Below are 11,120 nucleotides of genomic sequence, written 5' to 3'. Positions count from 1 at the left end.
CTTAACCAGGCTGCTCCGGGCGGACGCGCAGGACGGCGGACCCGGTGATCCTGTCGGCTGCCAGGTCTTCCAGCGCCTCATCGGCAAAGTCGAAGGGGTATGCGGTTGTTTTCAAGGTCAGCGACAGCCTCGCCGCCAGGGCCAGGAATTCACGGCCGTCCGCCCGGGTATTGGCGGTGACGCTACGCAGCTGGCGCTCGTAGAAAAGCTCCCTGCCATAATTCAGGGACGGAATATCGCTCAGGTGGATGCCCGCGACGGCAAGGGTCCCGCCGCGGTCGAGGGCCGCCAGCGCCACCGGGACAAGATCGCCCACCGGGGCGAAGAGGATGGCCGAATCCAGGGGGACGGGCGGCCGCCCGTAGGCGTCGCCGGCGTACTCCGCCCCCAGTTCCAGTGCGAGTGACCGGGCCTCCTCCGACCGGGTCATGACGAACACGGAGGCGCCCTGCCTGATGGCCAGCTGAGCGGTGATGTGGGCGGAACTGCCAAAGCCATAGATGCCAAGGCGGCCGCCAACCGGCAATGCGGCGCGTTTCAGGGCGCGGTACCCGATGATCCCGGAGCACAGCAACGGTGCGGCCTGCTCGTCGGAAAAGGCCGCCGGGACCGGGTAGGCGAAGTCTTCGGCGATTGCCAGCCGTTCGGCAAATCCTCCGTCCTTGTCCCACCCGGTGAACACTGGCGATGAGCACAGGTTTTCGTCGCCGCGCCGGCAGTAATCGCACCGGCCGCACACGCTGCCGAGCCAGGCGATGCCTACCCTGTCGCCGGCGTGGAACCGTGTGCAGTCCGCGCCCGTTTCGATGACGACGCCGACCGCCTCGTGCCCGGGGACCACGTGCGGATGGCGTGGTGCCAGGTCTCCTTCAGCGAGATGGAGGTCCGTGCGGCACACGCCGCAGACACTGACCTGCACCAGGAGCTCATGCGGCCGCGGCTTCGGCGTGGCCCTGTGCCCCTGGACCAGGGGATGCGTGGATATGGGGCCCGGGGCGCCCACCCACCATGCACGCATGATGCGTCCGGTTCGGTGGCGGCTACTCGAAGCCCGCGCGGGTCGCGTCGTCCAACGGCGTCTGCCACAGCAGCGGTGCGGTCATGGTGAAACGCCGGCCCGTGATGGATTCCGGCGTGATGCGGATGAAATATTCCTTGCCCACGCCCTGCCAAGGGAAGAGCGCCCGGCGGATATTGTCCAAGTCAGGGCCTGTGGGGGTCGTCTCTGCGGCTTTGCCCTTGACCACGACGCTCCATGCCAGGCCGAACTGGGAACTGACTGCATCTGCCTCCAAAGCGACCACAGCGTCCGCCTCAATGGCCTGCTGTTTGGTGCCGCCGCCCGTGCGGAAGACCAGGGTATGGCCGTCCACCTTGTAATTGACCGGAAAGACGTCCGGATGGCCATCCGCGATGACGGCCAGGCGTCCCACCCCGGTCTGCGCGAGAAGCGACCAGCACTCTTCCGCATCGAGGATTTCAGCTGCAGGTACGTTTGGGTTCTCTGTCATAGGGCACAGCGTAGGGAAGTCCACCGCCCCGGGAAAGGGCACAAAGGCCCGGCCTTGGGCGGACGAATGTGCTGCGGCTAGAGCCAATCGGCGGCGAAGTCCACAGGCGGCCACCACCGGGTGGGCGGCGTGACCGCGAACCGGCGGCCGGTGAGTTCGGTGGGGGAGATGGCGATCAGGTGGTCCTTGATCCCGGCCTCCCATGGTTCACGGTCGGCGTCGACTGCCGGCAGGCTCATGCGCGTTTCGTCGAACGGTTCCGGCCTGCCCTTTGCAACCACGCTCCACACCTCCGTGGCGTATGGATTGAGTCCATCAACCTCCAGCGCTGCCACCGCCCCGCGCAGCAAGGCACGAAGCTTGGTTCCCGGCGCCGTCCGGAAGAACAGCGTGTCGCCGGAGACAGAGAAATTCACCGGAAAGATTTCCGGAATCTCGCCGTTGATGACCGCCAGCCGGCCGATATAGGAAGACCTCAGGTACTGCCAGCACGCATCAGCGTCCAAAATTTCCGTGGGAGAGCCCGCCGGGGAACCAGTCATGCTACCGATCCTAAAGCCTGGGCAGCACCAGCGCACCGGTGGGAAGGGGAATGCCGGACGCCGCGGTGCTGTTCACCGACGGCGTAGCAGCACCGGGACTGGAATCTGCCACTGCGTCGTTGACTAGCGTAAGGATCCCGATGGAAACCTGCCACGGCCGGCAACGGACCGGGGACCGCACCGGGTGAACCGGCACGAGGGCTGGAGGTGCCCCATGGAGCAGGCGCGGAAAATCATGCCGCCGGATGACGACGACATCCTGGACTCGTACTCGCAGACGGTCATGCGGGTGGCGGCGACGGTTACGCCGCACGTGGCGGCAATCGAGATGACCGCTAACCGGAGGAACAGCAGGGTCAGGGTGGGCGCCGGCTCGGCAGTGCTCTTCACCGAGGACGGATACCTCCTCACCAACTCACACGTCGTGGCAGGCACCCGGCACGGATTTGCGGTCTTCGGCGACGGCAGCAGGATGGAACTGGAACTGGTGGGAGCCGACCCCCTGTCTGATCTTGCAGTGGTCCACGGTTCGCGGCCCAAGGTGCCACCGGCTGAATTCGGTGCGGCTGAAAGTCTGCGCGTGGGCCAGCTTGTGGTGGCCGTCGGAAACCCACTGGGACTCGCGGGATCAGTCACCGCGGGTGTGGTCAGTGGTTTGGGCCGGGCCATTCCGGTCTGGGCCGGGGGTAACCGGAGAGTGATCGAGGACGTTATCCAGACGGACGCCGCACTGAACCCCGGTAACTCCGGTGGAGCGCTGGCAGACACGCACTCCAGGATCGTCGGCATCAACACGGCAGTGGCGGGCGCCGGCCTGGGGCTCGCCATACCGATCAACGCCACCACCCGCAGGATCATCGCCGCGCTGCTGTCGGACGGCAGGGTACGCCGTGCCTACCTTGGCCTTGTCAGCACACCGATCCAGCTCAACCCCAGCGCTGTGATCCGCAGCGGGCTCCGCGAAGGGCTGCGCGTCGTGGAGGTGCTGCCCGGTTCTCCGGCGGACAAGGCAGGGCTGGCGGCCGGGGACATCCTGCTGACGGCGGGAGGCCGTCCCGTCAGCAACGCCGAAAGCCTGCAGCGGCTCCTGTTTTCCGATGCCATCGGCGAGCCGCTTGACCTGAAGGTCCTGCGGGACGGCACCGAAGTGCACCTCACCGCCGTTCCGGAGGAAATGACGGGCAACGGGACGCCGTAGGCTCCGGGGGCGGTGCGTCCGGAAGCGCTATGCCCCCGCTGCCGGCGCTTCTACGTCCGCGATGCCTGTGAAACGCGTCCCGACGCCGTCGTACTCGCCACGGACGCAACCGGGCTGTACCGGTGGGATCTCTTCCGGTGCGTGGTGCCCGCACACCACATAGGTGAAGTCCGGCCACCACTTCTTTGGGCGGGCCGCTTCCTCATACCCGCACACGGCGCACTCGAGATGGACCCACACGGGCCGCTTGCCTGTCCGGTTGGCCCGTGACTGCACCAGCCACGGGGGAGGATTGTCCAGGATGCCGCGGAGCTCAGCTTCTGGCATCCATTTCGGCAGGCCATGGCGCTGCGCCATTTCGAGGGGTACGTCCAGGGCTATTGCGGCGTCACGTCTGCTGATCATCACCATCCACCATACGGGAGCCCGCCAAATCGGGACGCTGCCCCGGAGCCCCTCAGCGGGCTGTCCCGGCAATCCGCTGGTCAGGACAGATCAAGGCTGCAGCCGGGATGCGGGGCGTCGCTGGAAACCCACAACGCCGTGGCGATCTCATCGGCGAGGTCGTATTCCCGGGCACCGCCGATCCGCACCACCAGCGCGCCGCCAAACGGCCGCCGCCCCAGCACTTCCACGCGGGCGTCAAGCTCGATGTCCTGTGAGGCAAGGTAACGGAGCAACTCAGGGTTGTCGTCGCTGATCCGGGTGATCCTGCCGGCGTGGCCTTCGTCCAGTTCGGCGAGGAGGTGGGCGCGCGGCATCAGCACCTGGCCGTCCGCCGTGGGAATGGGATCGCCGTGCGGATCCCGGCTGGGGTCCCCGAGCTTGGCGGCAATGCGCTCGATGAAGGTGTCCGACACCGCATGCTCCAGCTGTTCGGCTTCATCGTGCACTTCATCCCAGCTGTAGCCCAGGCGCTCCACGAGATAGGTTTCGATCAGCCGGTGGCGCCGCACCATGGCCAGCGCGAGCCGCAGTCCCGCCTCGGTCAGGGTCACGGCGCTGTACGGTTTGTGGTCCACCAGGCCCTGGTCCTTGAGCTTGCGGACCATCTCCGATACTGACGAGTTCGCAACCCCGAGCCGCTGCGCCAGTTGGGAGGACGTGATGGGCTTGTCCTGCCATTCAGTGAATGAATAGATGACCTTGACGTAGTCCTCGATGGAGGAGGATGGCGCGCTGGTCTTCACAGGCTCAAGCCTACCGGGTTTACTGCCGTGGCCGGGTCCGCGGGGCCTGCGGCGTCGGGCAAACCCATCCCGTTACGCTTTCACGGCGCGCCACGCCAAGGTGAGGTAGGGAAGATCGAGTTCCTGGTCGGGCGGGTAGGCCAGATGGTCGTGGAGGTACCAGTCCAGGTTCGCCAGGACCTTGGCCCTGGTTGACTCGCCGGCGCGCAGGTAATAGCTCCGGGACTTGGTGAGTTCCATCAGGTCCGTGGTGGTCACCTTGTCCTGCCAGTGTGTGACATGCCCTTCGAGCCCGGTGAATTCGGGCCCCACCACCGGCTTGTGGCCCGGGCGGTACACATCGCCGGCGTGCATGATCCTGGAGAGCCTGTGCACCCACGGCACCGAGGTATCCAGTTGGTTCCAGATGAGTCCGAGCGTTCCGTGCGGGCGCAGGACGCGGGCAAGTTCGGTGCTTGCAGGCAGCGCGTCGCACCAGTGCCAGGCCTGCGCCACGGTGACGACGTCGAAGGAGGCTTCGGCCAGCCCCGTCGCCTCCGCGGTCCCCGCCATGGCCGTGGCAGCAGGGCAGTGTGCCGAGAGTTGGGCGAGCATGTCCGTGGAAGGGTCGATGGCGGTTACCTCCAGGCCAAGCTCCAGCAGCAGGGCCGTAAACTTCCCGGTACCGGCCCCGACATCGAGTGCGTCACGGGCCTGCGCCGGGACCAGCCACCGGGCTGACTCCGCGGGGTAGCCCGGCCTGACGCGCTGGTAGTGCCGTCCGCCGTCGCGGAAACTGCCGCCAAGTTCCCGCCGGCGCCCGTGATCAAGCTTGGGGCCACCCCGAACCACGCGTGGACTCCTTCAATTCCGACTGTTGATGCCCCTCGAATTTACCGCACCCCCTTTGGACATGTGGTGGGGGAGCAGGAGCGGGAGGAGCCCTAGTCGTCGATACAGGGGGCCGCGCCGGCCGTGCCCGGGGTGTTGGGTGCCCAGTGCGGGTAGGTGCGGGAGTCGTTGGCGGGCACCCAACGGCCTGCGTCAACCACGTAGTCCCAGCCCAGTCCGTTGCTGCGCAGTGCGCGGATGCCGGCAAGAAGGCGTTCGGCATCCTCCAGCCGGGATCCGACGCCGAAGCTCGCCCGGAGTGATCCGTTGGGCAGGCCCAGGCGTTTCAGCAGCGGGTGGGCGCAGAAGCGTCCGTCCCGCAGGCCCACGCCGTGCTCCGCCGAGAGGTAGGCGGCCACCAGCCCGGCGTCGTAGCCTGCAACCGAGAAATTGACCACGCCGATGGTGTCCGTTTCCGGATTGGTGTCCTTGAAGATCTGGTGGACGGTGACGCCGTCGATGCCCTGGAGGCCCTCCACCAGGAAGGAGCGGATGGCGGACTCGTGGGCGTGCCAGCGTTCCTGGTCCAGTTCCGCGATCACCTGGGTGGCGCGGGCCAGCGTGGCGGCTCCCAGGACGTTGGGCGATCCCCCCTCATGGCGGGCCGGGCCGGTGGCCCAGCTGACGCCGTCGAGCCTTGCTTCCTTGACGGCACCGCCCCCGGCCAGGTGCGGGACACCGGCGTCCAGCCAGTCAGCACGTCCCACCAGGACGCCTGCGCCGAACGGCGCGTAGAGCTTGTGCCCGGAGAACGCAAGGTAGTCGACGTCGTCCGTGCTGATGTCCACCCGGCGATGCGGCGCAAGCTGGGCGGCGTCCACCACGATCCGTGCGCCGTACTGGTGCGCCAGCGCGGCCAAGGCCCGGATGGGGAGGATCTCGCCGGTGACGTTGGAAGCGCCGGTGACGGCCAGCAGGCTGACCCCGCCCTGCTCAAGTTCGGTGCGGACTGCCTCCAAAGTGCCGCTGATGGTGTCCGCGGCGACAATGCTGCGGTGCGGGACGCCCTGCCAGGGCAGGAGGTTGGCGTGGTGTTCGATGTCCAGGTAAAGGACATCTCCGGCGGGGCGGCCGTCCGCCAGCGGCAGGCAGCCGGCCAGCAGGTTCAGGGAGTCGGTGGTGTTGCGGGTGAAGACGACCGAATCGCCGGGGCGCCCTCCCACGAAGTCGCGGACAATGTTGCGTGCGTTTTCGTACACTGAGGTGCTGATCTGGGATGCGTAGCCGGCGCCCCGGTGGACACTCGCGTAGTACGGGAGGATCTCGTTCAGGTACGCGGACACCACTGACAGCGCCGGTGCGGAGGCGCCGTAGTCGAGGTTTGCGTAGCGGACGTGGCCGCCGGAGATCAGCGGCGCCTGGATCTCGGCGCCGGTGACCGCGGCGAGGGGCCGGCCGGCGACGGCCTGTCGCGGATCCGCCGCGGCGGCGTTGGCGGTGGCGGAAAGGGGGGAGACGGTGGCAGTTGTCACAGAGACCTCACTTGGATACAGGACTCCGGCACAGTGGAATCCGCGCTTGCCGTATCCGCTCCGGACCGGCCTGGTCGTCACCCGGGGCACCCCACCGCGAATGGAGGGTTGCCGGCCAGCAAACCGGGGTTTTGCGCTGGCACTCGTGACCTGGATAAAAGCGTAGAACATGGAATGGGCAGGACTAAAGCCGCGGCAATTGTTAAGGCTTTTGTTACGCCCTGCCGAAGAAACGGCCGCGGACGCCCCCTCAAGGAGGCGTCCGGCGTCGTATTGTTCGATTATTGTGCCGCTAGGGCGACTGCTGGAGCAGGTCGTCGAGGTCCGGGTTCAGCCGGTGCAGCACCTCTGAATGCAGGATCGAGTTCGTGGCCAGGGCATTGCCGCCGAACGGGCCATCCTCGCCTTCGAGGGACGTGAAGCGGCCGCCGGCCTCCACCACGATCGGTACCAGGGCGGCCATGTCGTACAGGTTCAGTTCGGGTTCGCAGGCGATATCCACCGAGCCTTCCGCCACCATGCAGTAGGACCAGAAGTCTCCGTACGCCCGGGTCCGCCACACGTCTTCCGTCAGGCCGAGGAAGTCGTCAAGGTTTCCGCGTTCCTTCCAGCCGCCCAGGCTGGAATAGGAGAGGGAGGCGTCGGCCAGGTTTGAGACGTTGGAAACCCGAAGCCGGGTGGCGGCGGCCAGGGACCTGCCCATGTACGCGCCCATGCCTTTGGCAGCCCACCAGCGCTTGCCCAGTGCCGGAGCGCTGACGACGCCCACCACCGGCTCGCCCTCGTCCACCAGGGCGATCAGCGTGGCCCAGACCGGGACGCCGCGGACGAAGTTCTTGGTCCCGTCGATGGGATCGATGATCCAGCGCCGCGAGCCGTGGCCGGTGCTGCCGAATTCCTCACCCAGAACGGCATCGCGGGGCCGGGAGCGGGAGAGTTGGCCTCGGATGGCCTCCTCGGCCGCCTTGTCGGCGTCGGTGACCGGCGTCAGGTCCGGCTTGGTCTCGACGTGGAGGTCCAGGGCCTTGAACCGGCTCATCGTCTGGTCGTCCACGGAGTCGGCCAGGACGTGGGCCAGGCGCAGGTCATCGTTGTAACTCGAAGCGGGTTGGATCATGGTTCCAAACTACCGTCTGCGGGCGTTTCTGCCGGGAGAACGCGTCAGTTGACGCTGCCAAGCTCCTTCGTTTCCTGTGCTTCCATCCTTGGATCGGCGCCGAGCAGCCGCCGCAGGGACGCCAGGCGGGCGGCGCCGGTAGGGCCGGCGTGTCCGCCGTCCACCCACTCGTCCAGCCCGCAGTTGACCGCCGTTGCCGTGTGCTTGCAGCCCCGCTCGCAGTTTTCGATGCCCGGGGAGAGATCCGGGAACGAGCGCAGGATCCTGTCCGGGTCCACGTGCGCCAGGCCAAAGGACCGGATCCCCGGGGTGTCGATGATCCAGCTGCCGGGCGGCGCGTCCGCGAGCCGAAGTGCCAGTGCCGACGACGACGTGTGCCGGCCGCGCCCGGTGACGGCGTTGACGCCGCCGGTGGCGCGCTCGGCGCCCGTGAGTGCGTTCACCATAGTGGATTTGCCCACCCCGGAATGCCCCAGCATCACGGTGACGGTGCCGTCGAGGTGTGCGCGGAGGGCGGCCACCGCAGCGCTGTCCAGCCGGGCGGAGAGGCCGTCGTCGGACCGCGCGTCGATCCCGGAGGCCTGTGCGTCGGCGGTCTTGCTGATGATGACGGGGAAGTCCAGGTGCGTGTAATTGGAGAGGAGCTCGGCGGGATCCTTGACGTCGGCCTTGGTCACCAGCAGGATCGGCGCGATCCCGGCGTCGTAGGCCGCCACCAGGGCGCGGTCAATGAAGCCTGTGCGGGGCTCGGGGTTGGCGGCCGCCACGACGATGACCAGCTGGTCCGCGTTGGCCACCACGGCGCGCTCCACGGGGTCGGTATCGTCGGCACTGCGGCGAAGCAGGGTGCGGCGGTCCTGAATTCTCACCAGCCGGGCCAGCGTGTCCGGGGCTCCGGAGACATCCCCCACCAGGGAGACGAAGTCGCCGGCCACCACGGGATTGCGGCGAAGCTCGCGGGCCCGCGCAGCGATGACCACCCGCTCATTGTCCGAGTCCTCACCCACCACCGCGGTGTACCGCCCACGGTCCACCGTGATGATCCGGCCGGTTACGGCGTCATCGTGGCTGGGGCGGTCTTTGGTGCGTGGCCTGGAGCCTTTCTTGCTCGGGCGGATCCTGACGTCCGATTCGTCCCAGGAATCAGTGCTCCGCGCCACTGCCGCGCCCTTCCGGTCCGGCAGCGGACGTGCCCTCCTGGGCCAGCATGCCTGCCCACAGCTGTGGGAAGTCGGGCATGGTCTTGGCTGTGGTGGCAATATCCTCCACCTGGACGCCCGGTACCGCCAGTCCCAGGATCGCCCCGGCCGTGGCCATCCGGTGGTCCGCGTAGCTGTGCACGACGCCGGCGTGCAGCCGGGCGGGGCGGATGAGCAGTCCGTCCGGAGTTTCCTCGGCGTCTCCGCCGAGCCGGTTGATCTCTGCCACCAGGGCAGCCAGCCTGTCGGTTTCGTGTCCTCGCAGGTGCGCGATCCCGGTGAGCCGGGATGGCTCCGAGGCCAAGGCGCACAGCGCGGCGACGGTGGGGGCGAGTTCGCTGGTGTCCGCGAAGTCCCCACCCTTGATTTCCGGACCGCCGGTGACGGTCAGGACGCCGCTGTCCAACGTGACCGTGGCACCCATGCTGGTGAGGATGTTGCGCCACAGGTCGCCCACCTGCTGGGTCTCCGCCGGCCAGTTGGGGATCCGGACCGTTCCCCGAGAGGCGAGGGCCGCCGCCAGGAACGGGCCCGCGTTGGAAAGGTCCTGTTCGATCCGCTGGTCGAAGGCACGGATCGGTCCGGGCGCCACCACCCAGTGGTTGGGCACGGAATCGTCCACGGACACGCCTGCGCCGCGAAGGACCGAGACCGTCATGTTGATGTGGTCCAAGCTTGGTACCGGTTTGCCCACGTGCTCAAGATGCAGGCCGTCGTCGAACCGTGCCCCCACGAGCAGGAGCGCGGAGACAAACTGGGACGAAGCGCTGGCATCAATCACCAGGTGGCCGCCGCGGACGGAGCCCTTGCCCGCCACGGCGAACGGGAGGGACGACGGGGCGTTGCCGTCTTCGGCTGAGACAGCCACACCCAGGGCCTTGAGGGCCTCGATGATGGTCCCCATGGGGCGCTTGCGTGCGTGCGGGTCGCCGTCGAACACGCTTACCCCGTTGCGGAGCGCAGCGAGCGGCGGAACGAACCGCATCACCGTACCGGCCAGCCCGCAGTCGATCCGGGCCTCCGTCACGGGCGCGGACGCAGGCAACGGAACCACTTCGAGGTCGGGACCAAAGGTTCCGTCGCCTGGGACCTCCGTGATCGTGGCGCCAAGCTGCCGCAGCGCATCGATCATCAGCACGGAATCCCTGGAATGCAGGGGCGCCCGCAACCGGGACGGCCCATCCGCCAATGCCGCCAGAACGAGGTACCTGTTGGTCAGGGACTTCGAGCCAGGCACCGTAACGGTGGCGTTGACGGGCCGGGAAGCGAAAGGGGCGTCCCAGTGCTGGACAGGTGTTCCGGAAGCGTCCCGGGCGGCAGTTGCTGCGGTCATTCGTGCTTAGGCTCCCGTGGCGTGGTCGACGGCGCGGCGGACAGCCTTGTCCGCCTTGTGCAGCTTCTTGTTCGTGGTCTTGCGCGCGTCGGCGGCCAGGTGCGAGGCGTTCCGCCGGGCACCTGCGGCAAGGTGCTCGGCGCGCCAGGCCAGTCCCGGCTTTCCTGCGGTGTCCACCGAGGCGAGCAGCGCACCGCCGCTGAGGGACAGGTTCTTGAGCAGCTGGTTCCGGCGGGTCTCGCGCCCTTCCTTGCTGCTGATGTCCGCGCTGCGCCACTCAACGAACGTGTTGAGCAGGGAAACCACCGTCAGCAGCGACGCGGAGAGCCTGGAGAACTTTCCAAGGCCGAACAGGACGCCGGCGCCCACCTGGGTACCGCCGATAACACGCGCGAGGGTCTTCTCGCTGGCCTGGAACGGAAGCGAGGCCGCGGCCTTGCGGAGCAGGGGTGAGAGTTGCTGCGCAGTGTCGTCGGAGTTCTTGAGCTTATCCAGTCCGGCAATGACAAAACTGGAGGCGAGCATGGGCCGTGCGAGCGTGCGGACAAAGGACATGGATTTCCTCCTGGATGGACGAACCGCGGAACGCAGCGGAGTCGGTCCTAGTCTTGCACTTTTGGGGAATATTTGCCTGCGGGAAGGGGTTATGGCTGACGGGTCACCGACATGCGGCCCGATGATCATTCAC

12 protein-coding genes and 1 riboswitch are annotated in these 11,120 nt (G+C 67.6%); of the genes, 1 reads left to right on the top strand and 11 read right to left on the bottom strand.

What is annotated here, in order from left to right; genetic code table 11:
* Position 1 precedes the first annotated feature (1 nt).
* From QRM96_RS13255 to QRM96_RS13245, 3 genes are all read right to left on the bottom strand, one after another.
* Positions 2-1,018, bottom strand: a complete 1,017-nt coding sequence (locus QRM96_RS13255) for a zinc-dependent alcohol dehydrogenase family protein (RefSeq protein ID WP_026264248.1) — start codon at positions 1,016-1,018, stop codon at positions 2-4.
* 22 nt (positions 1,019-1,040) lie between these two features.
* Positions 1,041-1,511: a pyridoxamine 5'-phosphate oxidase family protein gene (locus QRM96_RS13250; RefSeq protein WP_026264247.1), complete on the bottom strand. Its 471-nt coding sequence runs from the start codon at positions 1,509-1,511 to the stop codon at positions 1,041-1,043.
* A 77-nt stretch (positions 1,512-1,588) separates the two neighbouring features.
* On the bottom strand, positions 1,589-2,053 hold the full coding sequence (locus QRM96_RS13245; RefSeq protein WP_109045091.1) for a pyridoxamine 5'-phosphate oxidase family protein: 465 nt from the start codon (positions 2,051-2,053) through the stop codon (positions 1,589-1,591).
* A 214-nt stretch (positions 2,054-2,267) separates the two neighbouring features.
* On the opposite strand from QRM96_RS13245, the gene QRM96_RS13240 reads away from it, so the two are divergent.
* The gene (locus QRM96_RS13240; protein ID WP_018760171.1) at positions 2,268-3,251 is read left to right on the top strand and encodes a S1C family serine protease; all 984 of its coding nucleotides are present in this window, start codon (positions 2,268-2,270) and stop codon (positions 3,249-3,251) included.
* Positions 3,252-3,278: 27 nt separating this feature from the next.
* Here QRM96_RS13240 and QRM96_RS13235 read toward each other — a convergent pair whose 3' ends face one another.
* The 8 genes from QRM96_RS13235 to QRM96_RS13200 form a co-directional block, all read right to left on the bottom strand.
* A complete protein-coding gene (locus QRM96_RS13235; RefSeq protein WP_109045089.1) occupies positions 3,279-3,656 on the bottom strand; it encodes a hypothetical protein in 378 nt (125 codons plus the stop codon).
* 80 nt (positions 3,657-3,736) lie between these two features.
* Entirely contained in the window at positions 3,737-4,441 is a 705-nt protein-coding gene (locus QRM96_RS13230; protein WP_285319943.1) for a metal-dependent transcriptional regulator, read from the bottom strand.
* A 72-nt stretch (positions 4,442-4,513) separates the two neighbouring features.
* Complete coding sequence (locus QRM96_RS13225; RefSeq protein ID WP_285319942.1) at positions 4,514-5,272, bottom strand: class I SAM-dependent methyltransferase; 759 nt, start codon at positions 5,270-5,272, stop codon at positions 4,514-4,516.
* A gap of 92 nt (positions 5,273-5,364) precedes the next feature.
* A complete protein-coding gene (locus tag QRM96_RS13220; RefSeq protein ID WP_109045087.1) occupies positions 5,365-6,783 on the bottom strand; it encodes an aminotransferase class V-fold PLP-dependent enzyme in 1,419 nt (472 codons plus the stop codon).
* A gap of 37 nt (positions 6,784-6,820) precedes the next feature.
* A riboswitch (SAM riboswitch) is annotated at positions 6,821-6,934 on the bottom strand.
* A 141-nt stretch (positions 6,935-7,075) separates the two neighbouring features.
* The gene (gene hisN, locus QRM96_RS13215; protein ID WP_018760166.1) at positions 7,076-7,900 is read right to left on the bottom strand and encodes a histidinol-phosphatase; all 825 of its coding nucleotides are present in this window, start codon (positions 7,898-7,900) and stop codon (positions 7,076-7,078) included.
* A gap of 44 nt (positions 7,901-7,944) precedes the next feature.
* Positions 7,945-9,060, bottom strand: coding sequence for a ribosome small subunit-dependent GTPase A (rsgA, locus tag QRM96_RS13210; RefSeq protein WP_109045086.1), 1,116 nt, complete (start codon positions 9,058-9,060; stop codon positions 7,945-7,947).
* Positions 9,044-10,432 carry a 3-phosphoshikimate 1-carboxyvinyltransferase gene (gene aroA / locus QRM96_RS13205; protein ID WP_018760164.1) on the bottom strand — a complete coding sequence of 463 codons (1,389 nt, stop codon included), beginning with the start codon at positions 10,430-10,432 and terminating at the stop codon, positions 9,044-9,046. The genes rsgA and aroA overlap by 17 nt, the downstream gene beginning before the upstream one ends.
* A gap of 6 nt (positions 10,433-10,438) precedes the next feature.
* Positions 10,439-10,987 (bottom strand): DoxX family protein, encoded by a 549-nt coding sequence (locus tag QRM96_RS13200; RefSeq protein ID WP_018760163.1) that lies wholly within the window; start codon positions 10,985-10,987, stop codon positions 10,439-10,441.
* Positions 10,988-11,120 lie beyond the last annotated feature (133 nt).

Origin of the sequence: Pseudarthrobacter sp. lyk4-40-TYG-27, assembly GCF_030209295.1 — a bacterium.
Lineage (GTDB): Bacteria > Actinomycetota > Actinomycetes > Actinomycetales > Micrococcaceae > Arthrobacter.
Note: the sequence above shows the minus strand (reverse complement) of the source record. Positions and strands in the feature narration are given on the sequence as shown.

Bases quoted from the DNA above. Each gene is read 5' to 3' on its own strand.
- QRM96_RS13255 (WP_026264248.1), bottom strand. From the start codon at position 1,018: ATGCGTGCATGGTGGGTGGGCGCCCCGGGCCCCATATCCACGCATCCC.
- QRM96_RS13250 (WP_026264247.1), bottom strand. From the start codon at position 1,511: ATGACAGAGAACCCAAACGTACCTGCAGCTGAAATCCTCGATGCGGAA.
- QRM96_RS13245 (WP_109045091.1), bottom strand. From the start codon at position 2,053: ATGACTGGTTCCCCGGCGGGCTCTCCCACGGAAATTTTGGACGCTGAT.
- QRM96_RS13240 (WP_018760171.1), top strand. From the start codon at position 2,268: ATGGAGCAGGCGCGGAAAATCATGCCGCCGGATGACGACGACATCCTG.
- QRM96_RS13235 (WP_109045089.1), bottom strand. From the start codon at position 3,656: ATGATCAGCAGACGTGACGCCGCAATAGCCCTGGACGTACCCCTCGAA.
- hisN (WP_018760166.1), bottom strand. From the start codon at position 7,900: ATGATCCAACCCGCTTCGAGTTACAACGATGACCTGCGCCTGGCCCAC.
- aroA (WP_018760164.1), bottom strand. From the start codon at position 10,432: ATGACCGCAGCAACTGCCGCCCGGGACGCTTCCGGAACACCTGTCCAG.
- QRM96_RS13200 (WP_018760163.1), bottom strand. From the start codon at position 10,987: ATGTCCTTTGTCCGCACGCTCGCACGGCCCATGCTCGCCTCCAGTTTT.